Source organism: Bacillus sp. FSL M8-0266 (assembly GCF_038613425.1).
Lineage (GTDB): Bacteria > Bacillota > Bacilli > Bacillales > Bacillaceae > Bacillus > Bacillus pumilus.
Map to the genome: position 1 here is coordinate 3,537,960 of NZ_CP152015.1, position 17,670 is coordinate 3,555,629.

The window sequence follows — 17,670 nt, forward strand, 5'->3', positions numbered from 1 at the left end:
CGGCCTCCTCCTTTCCTTAGTCAGTTTATTCATTATCTAGTTTTCTTTTATAGTTCTTCACATTCTCGAAAGGATCTGTTTTGGAATGCGGAGAAACTGATTTGTAACCTAAACGTTTGCGTGCTTGGAGTGCGTATTCAGAATCCTCTCCATGCTTCGCAAAGGATAAATGTGTTGATGAGAATGTCTGCACATCTGCAGCATCAGGAAGCATCAAGTAGTCATACGTTTTCTTCGTTAACTTTGGTGCTTCTTTTTTCGTTTTGCTTACCCATTTATCATAGTCAGACTGCGTCATCGCATTGACTTTGAATTTTTGCTGAGCAAAGCCCTCGCCTGTGAAGTTGGCGTTTCTTCCTTCATATGTGCCAACTTGATCAGCTTGAAGATATTGTTCCATCTCCATTCCAGCCATCGCATACTTCTCCCCGCCTAGCTGAGGAATCCATAGTGATGCCATTGTATCAGCAGAAGTGATTTTGAATAAAACCGGCTGATCTTTTGGAATGTTTAAGTAGTTCACTGTCTCAATATTTTCCTCTGGATAGCTAAAGATCCATTTCCAATCAACAGCTGTAGCATAAACGACAAGAGGATCTTTATGGCTTGTTGCTTGAGGTGCCTCTTCCAAAGAGTAAATTGTTTTTACAGTTGGAACTGAAAGGGCAGCAACGATTAATATTGGGATCACTGTCCAGACAACTTCTAGAAGCGTGTTCCCGTGTATTTCTGGGTTATAAGAGGCGTTTCCAACGTCCTTACGCTCGCGGTATTTAACCAAAATGATGGTAAACAGTACAAATACCGCACCAACGATAAAGAGCATGAATCCGATGGATAAAAGGATTAAGTCTTTTTGTTGTGCTGCGACAGGTCCTTTAGGATCTAAAACAGCGATATTGCTGCAACCTCCTAATACAAAAACACTCACGAGCATCGCTAATAAAAGCATAGGTTTAATGGCTCTGAACAAGAAGATCACCATCCTTCCTTAGATAATGTATAAATTGCTGAATAATTGTGAAAAGCCATCTGCCTTCGAAAACTTTTCTTCCCTTTGTAATGCTATCAAAATCTGTTACAGTTAGCTTCCCTTTTTTCAAAAGTTCATTTATTTTTCAACAGATTTCTATTAAAATGTCATAAATTCGACATAAATTTATATTATTGCACACACAATAAATTTCTAGGATTTTGAAAAGTTGAGAGTTGAAGGCAAAGGACAAACAATCAAGAACTTTGTCAAATTTAGGTTTACCACAATAAAAAAGTTTGGTCAAATTTCAATTTAACTTAATGAAATTTTATCTAGGTAAACAATTTCAAAATAGGTATCCCTACATTTAACAAAAACCTTACTCATTTTAACGCAAGTTCACAAGAAAAGAAAGTATCGATCCTCTGTGTATACGCTGTAAGAATTGGTAATGATGCTGAATTAGTGGAATCTCGCTAAAGACTTCCAGCAAAAAACCGGCTCAGCGCCGGCACTCTGCATTTATTCATCTCTCACTAAGATGTCAGGTCGTCTATAGATCTTCCCTTCATGTTCAATGTCCATGTACGTCCACTTGCCTGTATACGTTAAAAATCGGTTGCCCTCTTTTTCTACAACAATCGTATCCTCTGATTTCAGTCCAGGCAATGAAGGGTTCCATGTAAACACTTGATGAAGCTGAATTTCTTCCTTCGATGAGGGAACAGCAATGATTTCCCTAGATACAAATCCCGTCTTTCCCCCTTGATGAAGCTTTTTCCAGCTATCAGGGAAGCCCTCTTTTTCGTACTGAGCAATACCTGCTTTCAGAACATCTCCTAATGTTCCCCCAGGACGAGTGGCGGCATTCATGACCGTGTCAATTCGTGCTAGACGCTCTTTGTTCTCTTCAAGCTCCTTCGGAAGCTGACCAAAGTAAACAGACCTTGTGACATTCGCAACGAGCCCGTGCCGCTCCGCGCAGAGAACAACAAGCGCGTGCTTTTGAAGAGCTTTATCTGTTGGAATCGGGTGACGGTATTGATGGATCCGGTCATCGGTTGCCAGAAGCAGGACTTCTATCGTCATCCCTTGTGTAATGGCTCTTTGAGCAACAAGCGAAGCAATCTCGTGCTCGGTCTGCCCTGGAACGATTTCTTGACAGACACTTTCTACAATGACCGCTGTTTCATGACACAGTGTTTCATATTGTCTGAGCTGTGAGGCGGTTAGGATCGAGCGAACATGCGACAAATCCGGTTCGATCCATTCGAATCCATCTATTTGAATGTCCGTCCCAATTCGTTTACCTTTTGTGAGTTCTTGAATGTATGGGGTCTCATCCTCATACCAATCCATTGTGACCACTTGAAACGGATGATCGACGTACGCCATTTCCTCTTCAATGATCCGCTTTTCTTCCATTTGATTCACAATGAGGACGAGGTCGTCTTTTAAGACGAGCAGCTGGCACACGCCCTCTGGCGTATTTAACACAATATGATTCCTTCTTCCGCCTGTCAGCCAGGAGAAGTTATTTCGCTTTTGAATCAAAACACCATCAAGCTGCTTTTCTTCCATTAATTCTCTTACTTGTTCAATCATCTAATCACCTGCCTGTTTGAAGTATTTGAATAAAACGGTTAAAAGCTGTTTTCCCTTGCTCAGTTCTTTTAAACACACCTGCCTGCGAGAGAATTCGAGAAAAAATAAAGCCAATTTCTTTTTGTAAAATGGTTTCGGTATTGTCCTCTGTAAAGGTGTTCTCTTCAAGCAGCCGCTTCGCCCAAGCCTCGTGCTTCATGATAGCAGGACGGGCTTTGATTTCTTCAAGTGGACTTTCAGATAGCAAAGCCTCTTTTAATTGACTTATTTCCTCTGCTAATCTACCAGGAAGCACAGCAAGGCCCATGACTTCAATTAATCCGATATTCTCTTTTTTAATATGGTGGACTTCTTCGTGCGGATGGAAAATGCCGTCCGGGTGCTGCTTGTTTGTACGGTTATTACGAAGCACTAAATCTAATTCATAGTCATCCCCGTGACGCCTCGCAATAGGTGTAATGGTGTTGTGAGGTGTCTCTCCTGTATGAGCGATGACCCCCACCACTTCATCTGAATACAGTTTCCACTCATGTAAGATAAAGTCTGCTGCGTCTGCGAGCGACTTCCGCTCATTACTTCGAAGTCGGATCACAGACATCGGCCATTTCACAATGCCAGCTCGCACATTTGGAAAGGCTTTGAGAGAAAAGACTTCTTCCATCTCTGCTTTCGCCATCGGAAATTCATGCGCACCGCCTTGAAAATGGTCATGACTTAATATACTGCCTCCGACAATCGGAAGGTCGGCGTTCGATCCAATGAAATAGTGCGGGTATATAGATATGAAGGAAAGCAGTCGTTCAAAGGTCTTTTTGGTGATGCTCATTGGCTCATGTTTGCCTTTGAACACTATACAGTGCTCGTTGTAATACACATAAGGTGAAAATTGCAGAAACCACGATTCATCTGAGAGTGTCACAGGAATAATCCGGTGATTCTGTCTCGCTGGATGGTTGATCCGCCCCTCGAACCCAACGTTTTCTTTACAAAGGAGACAAAGAGGGTATTGCTTTTGACTGAGCTTCTTCGCTTCAGCGATGGCTTTAGGGTCCTTTTCTGGCTTTGATAGATTAATGGTGATCTCCAGCACGCCATCGTCTGTTGGTGTAAACCACTGTACATTTTTGGCGATCCTGCCTGTATGAATGTAGTGGGCATGCTGCTGCATCTCATAGAACCAGCTCGTAGCTGCCTTCGGTCCCTCTTGCTTGCGTCTCTCTTCAAACTTCGCATAGATAACACTTGGAGGAGCCACCAAGCAGCCCATGATTTTCGCATCTAGTAAATCACGATACGTATCTGTCCCTTCAGGAATAATCCCTGTTTCTACTGCCCAATCGAGCATCGGCATTAAGATGTCTTCAAGGTCTTCTTCTCCTGAGACTGTTCTTGCTTCCGCTTCATCGAGCCTGAGTACCTCAAGCAGTCGATTTCTCGTATATTCGATATCTAGTGATGTCATTAGCTCTTTATTGATCCCATATTGAATCAGCTGTTCCAGCTTTTCAAAAATATCAATCGCCATTCCCTCTGTCCCCTCTCTTGCCTGCCTTTACGTTTTATTCACTTTGGTAACCATCTGGATGCTTCTGAAACCAATCCCACGCACTCTGAATGATCGTGTGAAGGTCAGCATATTGAGGTGTCCATCCCAATTCTTGCAGTGCTTTTTCAGAAGAAGCAATCAGCTTTGCTGGATCTCCCGCGCGTCTTTTTGCCACTTGTGCCGGGATGGTATGCCCCGTGACTTTTCTAACAGCTTCTACGACCTGCTTCACGGAGAACCCTGTTCCATTCCCTAAGTTGTAGGTCGCACTGCCTTTTCCAGCACGCAGCCGGTCAACAGCTAAGATGTGTGCCTCTACTAAATCCATCACATGAATGTAATCCCTAATACACGTGCCATCCTCTGTCTCATAATCATCACCATAAATCATCATTTGATCCCGTTTTCCTAGAGCAACTTGCAGAATAATTGGAATGAGATGCGTCTCAGGCTGATGATCCTCTCCGACAAGTCCTTCTGTATGAGCACCAGCTACATTAAAGTAGCGAAGTACCACGTACTCTATTCCATACGCTTGCTCAGACCACTTCAGCATTTTTTCAATCGCTAGTTTCGTTTCTCCATATGGATTCGTTGGGTTCGTTTCATCCGTTTCAACGATCGGCACCCGCTTCGGTTCACCGTATGCAGCAGCAGTTGAAGAAAAGACGATATGTTTCACATCAAATTCATTCATGACATGTAGTAAAGCAGTTGCTCCGCCGACGTTGTTGTCATAGTACTTAAGCGGATCTGTCACACTCTCCCCGACGAGTGAATCTGCCGCAAAATGCATGACCGCTTCTATTTGATGCGATTTGAACACCTGTCTTAAAAAGGCGTGATCTCGTAAATCACCCTCCTCTAAGACAGCTCCTTCCAAAACAGCTTCTTTGTGGCCTGTCTGCAAATTATCTACTACCACTACTCGTTCGCCTTTCACTAGAAGAGCCGCCACCGCATGACTGCCTATGTACCCTGCTCCTCCACAAACTAAAATTGTCATCACACTTCCCCCTTTGTGAGTCCTCTTGCGCCGCCTCCAATTCCAGCTGTGTAAAAAGAGGCTTGAACACCTGTTTTCTCTTGATATATCGCACCAGTTTCTTCTATAAATGAATCTAGCAGCTCTTCTTTCACGATGCTGATCGTACATCCGCCAAAGCCTGCACCTGTCATACGGGAGCCAATCGTCCCCGGGTGCCGCCAAGCTGCTTCAGCCAGTGCATCTAGTTCAAGTCCTGTTACTTCATAATCATTCTTTAAAGAAAGATGAGAAGCCTTCATGAGCCCACCTAGTTCTTCCATTTTATCATCTTTCAGAAAATTTACTGCTTTCATCGTTCGCTCGTTTTCCGTCACGACATGTCTTGCCCGTTTGCGGCAGATGTCATCTTCAATCAAGTGGGCAATCCCTGCAAATTCATCCGCAGTGAGCTCACATAAGTGGGTGATGTCGATTTCTTTCTGAAGATCATTTAAAGCGGATTGACACTCTGCCCGGCGCTCATTGTATTTGGAATCAGCCAGTGTCCGCTTTTTGTTTGTATTGGCGATGACAAGCGCCAGTCCCTCTTGCCGAAACGGACTATATTCAAAGGCAAGGGTGTCACAATTGAGCAAAATGGCGTGATCTTCTTTTCCAAGGGCAATCGAAAACTGATCCATGATCCCGCAATTGACACCAATAAATTCATTCTCTGCACGCTGTGAAAGAAGGGCAAGACGGACATTTGAAACGCTGAATGAATACCATTCATTGATGAGAACAGCGGTGACAAGCTCTATGGAGGCAGAGGAAGACAGACCTGCGCCATTTGGAATATTGCCGCTGTACACAATGTCAAAGCCTTCTTCTATCTTCATTCCTGCTTCTATAAACTGTTTGAACACACCCTTCGGATAATTTGCCCAGCCGTCCGATTCTACGTAAGCGATTTCAAAAAGATTGAATTCTTTCACACCATCACGATCAAAGTTCAAGGAATACATTCTCACGCGGCCATCTGACCGCTTTGCACAAGCAGCATACGTCCCGAGAGTAAGCGCGCATGGAAACACATGTCCTCCATTGTAATCTGTATGTTCACCAATCAAGTTCACTCTTCCTGGGGCAAAAAAATAGCGCAGTTCTTCTCTATCTCCAAATTGCTGGTGAAATGCCGCGCGTAACGTATCGATCATATCCATTCCCCTTTTCTCTTCTGATACTTTTTATTTTAGTTGTCCCAGCAGCATCAGTTCAATGGTAAAAAAATCGTTAAAAAATACCCTTTTTTTGCTGTGAATGGTACGATGTGATATGAGGTGTAACATGATTCTAAATAGAAAAAGGTTGTTTTTTGCTGTGAAGGAGGGTTTCCAATTTGAAGAAAGAAGCATTTGCATTTCGTTTTCACCATTCTGATGTGACATTGCCAGCACAAATCTGGTCTGTTGGCTGGGAAGTTCAATCTTCTTCGTTATATAGCTGGAATGGCGTGGAGCGGAAGGATCAGGGCAAGTGCATCTTTCAGCTCACACTGTCTGGACATGGCATGATTGAAATCGGAGAGAAACGTTTCAAAGTATTGCCGGGTCAGGCCTTTCTCGTGAAAAGCCCAAGTGCCTACCAATATTATTTTCCAGAAGACAGTGAGCATTGGGAATTTCTCTATTTAACGCTTTACGGGGAAGCCTGCGATCTTTGCTTTGACCAATTTATTGACCAAGGAAAGCAGGTCATGCGTTTTCATCCGAATTCCAGACCGATCCGCCTGCTCAAGACCATTTATGATGAAGCCAGTGAAAGACGGATTACCAATCCATTTGAGGGGTCTAGCCTTGCTTATCAATTTGTCATGGAACTGTATTCATATTTGCCAAAGCTTGAGGGACAAATGGAGAAATGGCCCGAGCCCATCGTTCAAGCGGCCTTGTTTGCCAGCCATCATTTTCACGAGGAAATTGGCCCGGACGATATGGCAGCTGCGGCACGTTTATCCAAAAGTCATTTTACGAGGGAATTCAAAAAGGCCACTGGCTTCACACCTATTCACTATCTAACCAATATCCGGTTAGAAAAGGCGGAAACGTTACTGAAAACAACAAAATACTCGATTGAAGAAATCGCCATACAGTGCGGCTACAGAAATGCGAATTACTTGAATAAAGTCTTTCGAAAGAAAATCGGCATGTCTCCAAAGCAACTGCGGGAAACAAGCGATGCATAATAAAAAGCAGCCGCTTTCACAATTGGCTGCTTCTTTTACGCTTTCGTCAGGTCAACATGGATTCTCCCTTGTCTTAAAACAATGGTCATTTGCGTGTCAGGTGTCATTAAGTTTTCCAAAATGTCCGTTGCTGTTTGAAGCGCAATGTCCATTCGGTTGATCTTTTCCTTTTCTTGTTCCGAAAACGCTTCTGGATGTGCGGTCATTTCTTTGACTAGCCTCAGCACTTGTTCATGCTGCTTTTCTGTTTGTTGATATATGACATCATATAATTCGTCTGGCCTGCTGCTCATTTCACATCACCTATCTTTTTTCATGTGTTAAATCGCATCTTCTTTTGTTTTCTTGAAGACGAACCATTTACTGGCGACATAATTCACGACCACAATCACAAAGTTGACAAGAATTTTTGCGACAGTTTCATTGAGCGCCATTTGGGTCACAAATAAAATCATCAGCCCTAGATCTACACCTAGAGACATGAGACGAACACTAAAAAATGAAGAAAGCTCACGCATAAGGCTTTTCGTATCACGAGCCTTTTGTTTGAAGACATACTTCTTATTGGTGATATAAGCAAAGAGAACAGCAAATACCCATGAAACAACTGTAGCTGTTTTATAATCCATGGAAAACATCTCAACGAATAAGTAGAAGCTGACTATGTTGACAATGGTTGTACACACACCCATCACAAGATACATGACAACTTCTTGATACTTTTGAAAAAGGCTATACATGTCTTTCTTCATTCCTTCTTGGTGGTTTCTGTTTCTTTTAGAATACCATCTTGAGAAGAACTTCCCAAACGAACAATATGTACGTCCTGCACAGATGAAATTTGTTCTACTCGATGGCAAATGTCAACCTAATTGGTTTATATAAGCCAAATGTTTTAGGTCTTTTTCATTATTTTAATTTATAATCTTTTAACTGACTTTACAATTGTTTATTATTAGAAGTAAGAAATCAATATTTATGGGTTTTTTAGTCATTTTTTTAGGAACGTGGTAGGTGATAGATTTTACAAAATAGGTTAAATGTCATCATTTTTCGACAAAATCTATTTTGCGCTGTTTTCATCCACACGTACAGTTACTAGACGGTTTGTTCAAGTCATTGGTTGCAGATGAATATGTCTTATTGAACTGGAGGATATTATGGATACGCAAGTGAAAAGAAGAGTTGACGAAGAGTGGGTTTATTTGATTCAGGAAGCGAAAAAAATTGGACTAGCCATCGAAGAAATACAAGCTTTTTTAACATCCAACGGTGATCAGAAGATGATAAACAAACCGTAAATCAACGCCGTTATCCTTTGTCTTTCAGACTGCTTTGGCTAAAAGTTCTGACTTGTCAATTGACCTTTTAAAAATCCTTTCATGACGATACGCTACAGTAGAACACCCCTTCATACCAATCCCTTCCACTCATGGGGTTCTGTCTTTCTATATTAGGAGGACAGTCCGTTTCCCGTTCTTTATATGATCCCTTTTTAGCCACCATTCATAAAAATTGTTCTTCTCTCGTTATAAAACCAAGCTCCCCACCCATATATTAAGCATGAAAACAATGAGAAAGCAGAAAGGTGGGTAGAGCGTGAGTTCAGATTCCCTTTCCTATTATCACCAAAAAAAGGATCAGTATTATCATGGCGTGAACCCGGTCATTGTCAGCCGTATTCGTGAGGAATGGACGTCTTTATTGGATATCGGATGCGGCACAGGCAAGCTTGGAAAAGTCCTGAAACAAAAGGGCCGGACCATTTATGGAATTGAATCGTTTGAGAATGCAGCAAAAGAGGCTGAGCAAGAGCTAGATCATGTGCTATGCGGAAATATTGAACAGATGACGCTCCCTTACGAACAGGAACAATTTGACTGCATTATATTCGGAGATGTCCTTGAACATTTATTGGATCCGTGGGCCGTTTTAAAGAAGGTCAAACCTTTCCTTAAAAAAGAAGGAGCCATCCTGTCATCCATTCCGAATATCGGTCACATATCAACCGTTTTAGAATTATTAGCCGGCAGATTCACTTATTCAGATGCAGGATTAATGGATCAAACTCATTTACGTTTCTTCACTCTTCATGAAATTCATGCACTCTTTCATTCAGCAGGCTTTCGTATTCGCGAACTCGAAACCATTCGCGTACAGCATCCTTCCTATGAGAGCATAATGATTGATTTACATGAATTACTCATGAAGCATGGCATTCGTTCAGATTTTCATGAGGCCGCTACCGCCTATCAGTATGTGGTTGAGGCGGTTCAGCTTCATGAGTAACCCCACCATCCTGTTTGTTTTATGTGTAAATGATGAGGCCATGTTTCAGGCTTGCTTTCGGCAGCTCGCTTCACTTCCTGCTCCCCATGGATATCATGTGGAGGTACTGCCAATTAGACATGCATCCAGTATGACCTCTGCTTATAATGAAGCCATCACTCATCCAGCTCAGTTTAAAATTTATCTTCATCAAGATACCTTGATTGTCAAACAGCATATGCTGCTTGAGTTGATCCCGCTTTTTTTACAGCATCCATCACTTGGGATGATTGGGGTCATAGGTGCAGAAAGCGTGCCTGACAATGGGATTTGGTGGGAGAGTTCTGATTGCAGGGGGAAAGTCATTGAATATCGTCACAACACCTATCAGCTGCTTTCGTTTGAAAGTGGTCGTCAACAGGCAGAAGCGCAAGATTATATGAACGCTTCGGCGATTGATGGTCTTTTCATGGCGACGCAATATGATGTGAAGTGGCGTGAGGACCTCTTTGATGGCTTTCATTTTTATGATGTTTCGCAATCCTTTGAATTCATGCAACAGGGCTATGAGGTTGGAATTGCGAGGCAAGAAGAGCCTTGGTGCATCCACAAATGCGGAGATCATTTTGATGCGGAAGCGTATGAAAAAGCGAGACAAACATTTCTTGCAAATTATCGATAGAAAGCACCCTTTTCGGGTGACCAGAATGTAGAGAAACTCATGTTTTTCTACATTCTTTTTTATTTTCCACATCATGATGTTAGGTGAGAATGAGTCTTTTGGTGCTTTTGAGATCTTGTGCAGTTTTCAAGAAAAGGTCACGGAGCACATGCTTTCGGATCTGATTTGTAGAACCGATAACCTTTCCGAGAAAATAAAGCTGTCGAGATTTTCTCGACAGCCTGACCCTAAAGGTCTGTTTGATTCATCAAGTAGATAATCTAGAATCACGTGTTCCAAAACGAACATCAGGATTTTCACTAGAACGGGTTCCATTCCTCACAGCAAAATCGTTATCTTGTTGAGATAAAGTTATAAGAGGAAAATCCTCAGAAGTAACGCTACTGCCTGTAGCATTCCTTACAGTCAGATCAGTGGATTCTGGAGAAGTAGCATTTCTTGAATTCACATCAAAATCGACAGATGATAAAGAGATCACACCTAGCAATGCTGAAGCACTCAAAAAACCAGTAAGAACCGTTTTAAAATTCATATGAACAGTCGCCCCTTTGGATTTGTTTTCGGGCGTACATCACTTTTTCATACATTTTTACAGATTCATCCATACGCCCATTCTCATTATAGTACCGAGCCGCTTCAAGCGCTAGGTCTTCCATATATGGATAACCCCTCTCATTCTCTAATTTTTCCAACGAGCTCAAGACTTCACTTAGGTTTGCTGTTTTTAAAAATAAAATTTCCAATACCATCAGCAACGATAAAAACAGATCATTTTTTCTATTCTTCGCTTCTTCCAAGCCTCTTTTGAAAAATCTTTCACCCTCAATAAATTCCTTTTGACTCAAATGAAATAACGATAATTCATAATAAACCAAAAGCAACTCTGTAGCATTAATAGGCTCTCCTTCTAGAATAACCTGATTAAAATAAGCTAGCGCCCTATTAAAATCACCTAATCCTTTATAACAACACCCAGTATTAAATAATGACTTCACAATCATTGGCTTATTAGAAATTGCCTTAGATTTTTCTAAAGCTGACAATAAATGAGGAAGCGCCTTTTCTCTGCATTCAAAATCAATGAAATTACCTGCCATAACAGTTAGACAATTAATTTCTAGAATCATATAAAGTGAATTACTCTTATGTGCCTTATAAGTATCATAAGAAAGACCAACGTAATACATAGACACGTGTGTCTGTTTCATGTGATAAAACACTTCTGATAATTTGTAATAAAATTCCGCTCTTTCTAACTCATCCCCTACTTGCTCCAAGCGCTTTTCCGCGCGCTTATAGAACACAATAGCTCTAATAAACTCACCATTTTTGAATTCATACATTCCTTGAAAAAAATTAAAATAGTATTCAAGAATGGCTGACATCTTCTTTCCTTGTCCTTCTACAGCTTTCAAGTAATCCGATTTTTCAAGTGGTTCTTTAGAAGGCTGCACATAGTCTGTCATCAATTGATGACGGAACTCCATCAACTGAAAATAAAGAACCGCCTGTTCATCTTCTTCCATGACATCGATATCTTTTCTAACCTCTTCTCTTAGTATTTGGGCCTCTTTAACATTGAATCTTTTTATATGCTTATACCATTCATTTATCTTGATCGCTACAACTGGAGACGGTATAGACGCCATCTACAATCCCCCCTAGAAAACCAATTTTTAATAAATGTTAGCACAATAATTCCTAATAAATCCCTATTTATCCATTCATATGTAAAATTTTCGGCATGGCGCAAGCACTTTTTAAGCAAGTAGAGCACAAGACATATCGGTTTTTAGATGCTATCGCAGCAGTTAAAATGGCAAGTGCATTTAAATCCCATATAAGCGCTCTTGAAGCATCACACTATGGATAAATACCCGAACATAAATAAAGGTGCTTAGAATCGAATATAAACGCTCTTGGTGGTGTTTTTGAAATAGGCGCCATGTATTTTAAGAAACAAAAAAACAGGCTCTTCAGCCTGTTTTTTATTATCCAGTGATGACCATATTGATAAATGGGACACTCAGTAAAAAGTAAACAACGGCAAAAACAACTTTATAACCCATCTCTTTTTCTTTATTATTTTTACGTTTTTTCATATAAACAGCAAAATAAGAAGCACCAATTAACATCATCAATACTGGTATTACAGTCATCATAAATTATCCTCCCTAATAAAAGAACCTATATTGCGGTCACCGCAACCCAAAAAGAAAATTTCCATCACATTACCAATTATCAAGAAATAAATGGTAGCATGGAAATATATCAAAGAAAGTGAGTGATTCTTATAAATCCATGTCTCCTATGCTTCTTTATGCAACCATTTTTTTGACTCTCTTATGATCCCCCAAAATAGGAACCTATACAGAATTACAAGCAAGAAAAAAGTATAAACAAACTCAAAGGGAGAGAATGGTTCATAATCAATTATGTATGCATTAATAAACACTATTACCAAAGAAAACAATTCCATCAAAGAATCTATAAATCTGTTTTCTTTGAACACGTCCCTTGTCTTTTTGAAATTAAAGATGTCTTTAATTTCCACACTAGAAAGTCCTTTGATTAAAGCTAAACCTATCAAGTACACACCAAAAGACATCTCAAAGGAAAAACTCAACATCTGTGTGATTACACAATAAATCAAAGTGAATAAGAATAAATACATTTTATTACTCTCCTTAACCTCTAAGTATTCCACCCCAATAGAAGGAAATATCATGTATGCGTTACCCCAAAAAACAAATAGGAGTGGTACGTATGTTTAAAAAATTTCTAGTAGTGTTATGTGTGCTTACTATTACATTTGGTTTCTCTTCTCCAATGATTAGTCATGCCAGTCAAGGTAATAATGAGACCCCTCCAGTCAGTGTAGATAAAAAACAATTGGAATTAGCAGAGAAACTATCTAATTACTTCGAATTAGATAAGGATGGAAATATTCATTTTACAGCTGATAAAGAAACCCTTATGGAAATGGGAATTTCAGAACACGACAGTCTACTAATGACTTCAATGAAATCAGAAGAATTTAGCTTTGAAGAGAATGAGAAAAAAGGTGACATGCAGACTTTAGGTTTTGTAGGTTTACACCTCAAATTAGGACCGAAAGTTAGAAGCATGAATGCCATAGTAGCAGGTGGATTTGCAGCCGGATATATCGGTTGGTACACAAGTCGAATTGCTGCTGCCGGACCATGGGGTGCTGGAGCAGCTGCGGCTATTACTGCTGGAACTTCTGGTGCTGTTGCATGGGCAGTTAAAAACAAATATAAGAAAGTTGATGTAGGCGTAAATATTATGTTTGTTAATTTAGCATATACTGTAAAAATACCTTAAAAATAACTGTTAAGCAACAATAAATAAAAAAAGCAGGCTCCAGTAAGAGCCTGCTTACTCTTAATATAAGACTTCAACACAAAATTTTTGAAATTCCTGAAAATATTTTGGTTCTGCATTAATTAGTGGTAAGCGTATAGAAAGTGTTGCAGCGTGCAGACGATCGGTAAGCCCTCACATTCTTCTCCTAGTAAAACAACCCTTTTTACATAAAAAAGAAGCCATTAACGGCTTCTTATGTTGATTTTCACTTTTCCACTATTTTATATCCGAAATCTATAAGGCACAGTTGAAAACCTCTCTGGAATGAATTTTTATCATCTTTATCTAACATACCATCCTTGTATGTTTCAATAAAGATTATAGCGCGCGACTATTCCATTTCGGGTATGCCGGCGTGTACCGGTACTAATTTATATTCCATAATACGATTTTCTCCTTGATCCTCGACTTCAAAATACCCTTTTTATAAAGCTATTTCAATTACGGCCACATCTTCACCATTGGACTTTGTTATGAAAGAAACCTCTTCTTCTGGAATTCCCACATTTATTAAAAATGACTGAAAAGCGTGGCTGCCTTCGCCGTTATAATTACTGGCTAAACCTTGGTCAATAAATAATTTATAGGCAACAGTCTCCACATACGTATAATATCTCACTTTTTGACCATTTCTAAAATGCGTAATACGTGTGACCTTTCCTAATGTCGGCAACAATGCTAAAGCAAAGTCTAAAGTCGGTTGGCTACTCTGTTCCTGAATAATGATTGTTGCTTCTTCCTTTTGAAATGGTGGTTTAAATTCTGTATGCTGCTCTAAATATTGTTCTTTAATAGTTGCCATGTCTAAATCCTCCTTTAAGTTTCATGTTAAAATAACGAATTTCAGTTTTTTGTTGTGTGGAGAGAATGCGAACAAAACAGCTGCCCTGGAAGATCCAAAATGAGCTAAAACACGAATGAAAAAGTGTGGCCAACTATACAAGCGAAACGATTTCACGAATATTGTCTTTTATCTCGTTTAAATCAGATTAAATCCTTTTAAAGTGTATAAGTTTGCCTGTTCAAGTGACTGATTAAAATTGATTGGGCTATCATAATGATTATACTGCATCAACAGTAGGAGTTATTGCAGCGTGTTCTACAGAATGAGGTATATACTCGCATACCTGAACACGAGTAGCTTGATTGATTCTATGATGAGTTGAACCATAAGAACGGCAAACTAGCGGACGAGAATCGTAAACTGAACATAATTTTGTTTCTGGATCAAGTAGTGGACAAGGAAAGCTATTCAGTCTAACTGTCATGTGCTTCTTCATTTGTTCAGCAAGTATTGTGCCATCGTCTTTTGGTTTATATATCTCTAAATTTCTCCAGGTGTCAGGTCTTTCATTTTTAATTGTTTCACACTGATCCAAAGCAGTATCATATATTTTTTCTACTCGATCTTTGCTCCAAGTCTTCAACTCATGCATAATAAATTCAAACTCAATTTCAGTTATAGAAAAATCCTCATAGTAGCAGTTATAACACCCCTCTTGACATTGAGGAATATTACCTGTTGATTCTTGATAATCTTCTATTTTTCGTTGGTACTTTTTTTGTGTTTCGATAAGCCGTGCAGCCCTTGATTCAGGATGAATGTCCTTATGATACTTTTTATATTTCTTACCGCTACCACAGAAACACGGGTCATTTCTTGAGATTGCCTTAACCATTTGCCTTTCCCCCTCTAACAACAGGATCAACCCATTAATTTCCTAAACAATTTATCATAGATTACTAAGCCAGTACGAAGCAAAAAATACCATCTTGCGCCTGCAAGACGGTCAGTAACCTTTCCATATTTCACTCTTCCAAGGCCGATATTTCATATAATAGAATGCTTGCCCCTTCTCGACTTAACACAATACCTCAAGATAAAGTCATGTTTTGATCAGGCTCAGCACCCTTTTCGGGTGCCTTTTTTATGATATACTGTCATAAACAACCAGATCGTCTCATATGCATTGGAGTACCTTGTCCCTAATTCGTACAAAGGAGGAAACAATGGCAGACAAAAAAGTTCATTATAAGAAGGTTGCCGCTTCAGAGGATTTTCGAAAACTTCTCGAGGAAAAACGCAGATTTATCGTACCGATGACGATTTTCTTTTTTCTCTTTTACTTTTCACTTCCGGTTGCTACATCCTACTTCACCTTTTTGAACAAGCCGGCAATTGGTGCGATCTCATGGGCTTGGTTATTCGCCCTCACACAATTTGTGATGACTTGGGTATTATGTGGACTTTATGCGAGAAAAGCAGCTCAGTTCGACAAATATGTAAGCGCTTTAAAAATTGAATCGAGAGGTGATGACGAATGAGCATGACCGCTTTTATTTTATTCATAGCGATCGTAGGGCTCACATTGGTCATCACATATTTTGCTGCGAAGAAAACGAGCAATGCGAGCGATTTTTACACAGCAGGTGGAGGTCTGACTGGATTTCAGAACGGACTTGCCATCGCTGGGGACTATATGTCTGCCGCATCATTTTTAGGAATCGCTGGAATGATCGCGTTAAATGGATTTGATGGCTTTTTCTATAGCATTGGCTTTCTAGTAGCGTATCTTGTCGTACTTTACGTTGTAGCTGAACCGCTTCGAAATCTAGGGAAATATACGATGGCCGATATGATCGCTGCACGATTTAAGCGTCCTGCCATTCGAGGAGTTGCTGCGTTTAACACAATCACAGTCTCTACTTTTTATATGATTGCACAGCTTGTTGGGGCAGGTGCATTAATCAAGCTGCTTCTTGGCATTGATTACTGGATTGCGGTACTGATCGTCGGTGTCTTGATGACCATTTATGTCGTGTTTGGTGGCATGATCGCAACCAGCTGGGTACAGATTACAAAGGCTGTACTTCTCATGCTTGGGACACTGATTATTTCACTGCTTGTATTTGCAAAGTTTGATTTTAGCCTGCTGAAGATGTTTGAGGAGATGAAAACAGCGACCCCGCTCGGTGGGGCATTTCTTCACCCGGGAAATAAATATGATGTGCCTTTAGAGACCCTGTCTTTGAACCTTGCTCTAGTGCTTGGGACAGCAGGTTTGCCGCACATTTTGATCCGGTTTTATACGGTGAAGGATGCCATTTCTGCACGTAAATCTGTTCTATCCGCTACGTGGATCATCGGTATTTTTTATCTAATGACAGTTTTCCTTGGCTTCGGTGCTGCTGCCTTTGTTGGAACAGAAGCGATCACAGCAGCAGATGCAGCAGGAAATATGGCCGCTCCACTGCTTGCCCAAGCCCTTGGAGGAGATTTGTTATTTGCCTTTGTTTCCGCTATTGCCTTTGCGACCATTTTGGCAGTGGTAACTGGTCTCGTCCTATCCGCCGCGTCTGCCTTTGCGCATGACTTTTATAGTCAGATCATCCGCAAAGGGAAAGCGAGTGAACGGGAACAGGTAAAAGCGGCACGCTTTGCTTCCATCGGCGTGGCCATTCTTTCTATCATTCTCGCATTATTTGCCCAATCGTTAAACGTTGCTTTCCTTGTGTCACTTGCCTTCGCAGTGGCAGCAAGTGCAAATTTACCATTGATTATCTTCACTGTCTTTTGGAAACGATTTAATTCTACAGGTGCCATTGCAGGGAGCTTAGTAGGACTGCTGAGCGCACTGATTATCGTCTCGCTCAGCCCAAGCGTCTGGGACCCATCGGGAGCAGCCATCTTTACAGGAGATCCGCTCATCCCGCTGTCGAACCCTGGAATTATCTCGATCCCACTCGGATTTCTTGCCGCTTACTTAGGCACGATCTTCTCCTCCTCTGAAAAAGCAGATGAAGACACCTTTACGGAAATACAAGTAAAGGCACATACAGGGATGCATATGGATACTGATTCTTAAGGAAAAGCCGGCTGATGAGCCGGCTTTTTTTGTGTTCTTCTTTTCCTTAGTAAGGTATAAATTGACCCTTCAACTTATTTTTATACTTTTCTAACCTGGCCAATTTTCTACACGTGATAAGAGAGCAT

Annotated in this window: 19 protein-coding genes; 7 read left to right on the forward strand and 12 right to left on the reverse strand. The window is 40.6% G+C overall.

The window, feature by feature from the left end; genetic code table 11:
• Positions 1-25: 25 nt before the first annotated feature.
• The 5 genes from qoxA to MKY83_RS18285 form a co-directional block, all read right to left on the reverse strand.
• Positions 26-982, reverse strand: coding sequence for a cytochrome aa3 quinol oxidase subunit II (gene qoxA / locus MKY83_RS18265; protein ID WP_106066372.1), 957 nt, complete (start codon positions 980-982; stop codon positions 26-28).
• A 516-nt stretch (positions 983-1,498) separates the two neighbouring features.
• Positions 1,499-2,581, reverse strand: coding sequence for an aminopeptidase P family N-terminal domain-containing protein (locus MKY83_RS18270; RefSeq protein WP_065097784.1), 1,083 nt, complete (start codon positions 2,579-2,581; stop codon positions 1,499-1,501).
• A 4-nt stretch (positions 2,582-2,585) separates the two neighbouring features.
• Positions 2,586-4,106, reverse strand: coding sequence for a UDP-glucose--hexose-1-phosphate uridylyltransferase (galT, locus tag MKY83_RS18275; RefSeq protein WP_065097783.1), 1,521 nt, complete (start codon positions 4,104-4,106; stop codon positions 2,586-2,588).
• Between the two features lie 34 nt (positions 4,107-4,140).
• Positions 4,141-5,133 (reverse strand): UDP-glucose 4-epimerase GalE, encoded by a 993-nt coding sequence (galE, locus tag MKY83_RS18280; RefSeq protein ID WP_044140251.1) that lies wholly within the window; start codon positions 5,131-5,133, stop codon positions 4,141-4,143.
• Positions 5,133-6,317, reverse strand: coding sequence for a galactokinase (locus MKY83_RS18285; protein ID WP_080772969.1), 1,185 nt, complete (start codon positions 6,315-6,317; stop codon positions 5,133-5,135). The genes galE and MKY83_RS18285 overlap by 1 nt, the downstream gene beginning before the upstream one ends.
• Before the next feature lie 176 nt (positions 6,318-6,493).
• Here MKY83_RS18285 and MKY83_RS18290 point away from each other — a divergent pair, with 176 nt between their 5' ends.
• Complete coding sequence (locus MKY83_RS18290; protein WP_003214606.1) at positions 6,494-7,339, forward strand: AraC family transcriptional regulator; 846 nt, start codon at positions 6,494-6,496, stop codon at positions 7,337-7,339.
• Positions 7,340-7,374: 35 nt separating this feature from the next.
• Here MKY83_RS18290 and MKY83_RS18295 read toward each other — a convergent pair whose 3' ends face one another.
• Together MKY83_RS18295 and MKY83_RS18300 are read right to left on the reverse strand one after the other, a co-directional pair.
• A complete protein-coding gene (locus MKY83_RS18295; RefSeq protein ID WP_003215318.1) occupies positions 7,375-7,632 on the reverse strand; it encodes a hypothetical protein in 258 nt (85 codons plus the stop codon).
• Between the two features lie 27 nt (positions 7,633-7,659).
• Positions 7,660-8,043, reverse strand: coding sequence for a GtrA family protein (locus tag MKY83_RS18300; protein WP_034620336.1), 384 nt, complete (start codon positions 8,041-8,043; stop codon positions 7,660-7,662).
• 456 nt (positions 8,044-8,499) lie between these two features.
• Between MKY83_RS18300 and MKY83_RS18305 the strand changes: the two genes are divergently transcribed.
• From MKY83_RS18305 to MKY83_RS18315, 3 genes are all read left to right on the forward strand, one after another.
• On the forward strand, positions 8,500-8,640 hold the full coding sequence (locus MKY83_RS18305; protein ID WP_003215413.1) for an anti-repressor SinI family protein: 141 nt from the start codon (positions 8,500-8,502) through the stop codon (positions 8,638-8,640).
• A 298-nt stretch (positions 8,641-8,938) separates the two neighbouring features.
• Positions 8,939-9,628, forward strand: coding sequence for a class I SAM-dependent methyltransferase (locus MKY83_RS18310; protein WP_044140252.1), 690 nt, complete (start codon positions 8,939-8,941; stop codon positions 9,626-9,628).
• A complete protein-coding gene (locus MKY83_RS18315) occupies positions 9,621-10,289 on the forward strand; it encodes a glycosyltransferase family protein (protein ID WP_044140253.1) in 669 nt (222 codons plus the stop codon). Before MKY83_RS18310 ends, MKY83_RS18315 begins: the two co-directional genes overlap by 8 nt.
• 247 nt (positions 10,290-10,536) lie before the next feature.
• On the opposite strand, the gene MKY83_RS18320 is transcribed toward MKY83_RS18315, so the two are convergent.
• The 3 genes from MKY83_RS18320 to MKY83_RS18330 form a co-directional block, all read right to left on the reverse strand.
• Positions 10,537-10,821, reverse strand: coding sequence for a hypothetical protein (locus MKY83_RS18320; RefSeq protein ID WP_044140254.1), 285 nt, complete (start codon positions 10,819-10,821; stop codon positions 10,537-10,539).
• Positions 10,811-11,938 (reverse strand): RapH N-terminal domain-containing protein, encoded by a 1,128-nt coding sequence (locus MKY83_RS18325; protein ID WP_065097782.1) that lies wholly within the window; start codon positions 11,936-11,938, stop codon positions 10,811-10,813. The genes MKY83_RS18320 and MKY83_RS18325 overlap by 11 nt, the downstream gene beginning before the upstream one ends.
• Positions 11,939-12,280: 342 nt before the next feature.
• The gene (locus tag MKY83_RS18330) at positions 12,281-12,448 is read right to left on the reverse strand and encodes a hypothetical protein (protein ID WP_155758699.1); all 168 of its coding nucleotides are present in this window, start codon (positions 12,446-12,448) and stop codon (positions 12,281-12,283) included.
• A 607-nt stretch (positions 12,449-13,055) separates the two neighbouring features.
• Between MKY83_RS18330 and MKY83_RS18335 the strand changes: the two genes are divergently transcribed.
• Positions 13,056-13,634, forward strand: a complete 579-nt coding sequence (locus MKY83_RS18335) for a hypothetical protein (RefSeq protein ID WP_126268974.1) — start codon at positions 13,056-13,058, stop codon at positions 13,632-13,634.
• A 466-nt stretch (positions 13,635-14,100) separates the two neighbouring features.
• On the opposite strand, the gene MKY83_RS18340 is transcribed toward MKY83_RS18335, so the two are convergent.
• Both MKY83_RS18340 and MKY83_RS18345 read right to left on the reverse strand, forming a co-directional pair.
• Entirely contained in the window at positions 14,101-14,478 is a 378-nt protein-coding gene (locus tag MKY83_RS18340; protein ID WP_044140257.1) for a hypothetical protein, read from the reverse strand.
• Positions 14,479-14,737: 259 nt separating this feature from the next.
• Entirely contained in the window at positions 14,738-15,355 is a 618-nt protein-coding gene (locus tag MKY83_RS18345) for a YkgJ family cysteine cluster protein (RefSeq protein ID WP_065097780.1), read from the reverse strand.
• Between the two features lie 331 nt (positions 15,356-15,686).
• On the opposite strand from MKY83_RS18345, the gene MKY83_RS18350 reads away from it, so the two are divergent.
• Both MKY83_RS18350 and MKY83_RS18355 read left to right on the forward strand, forming a co-directional pair.
• Positions 15,687-16,001: a DUF485 domain-containing protein gene (locus MKY83_RS18350; RefSeq protein WP_044140260.1), complete on the forward strand. Its 315-nt coding sequence runs from the start codon at positions 15,687-15,689 to the stop codon at positions 15,999-16,001.
• Positions 15,998-17,542 (forward strand): cation acetate symporter, encoded by a 1,545-nt coding sequence (locus tag MKY83_RS18355; RefSeq protein WP_044140261.1) that lies wholly within the window; start codon positions 15,998-16,000, stop codon positions 17,540-17,542. The genes MKY83_RS18350 and MKY83_RS18355 overlap by 4 nt, the downstream gene beginning before the upstream one ends.
• Positions 17,543-17,670 lie beyond the last annotated feature (128 nt).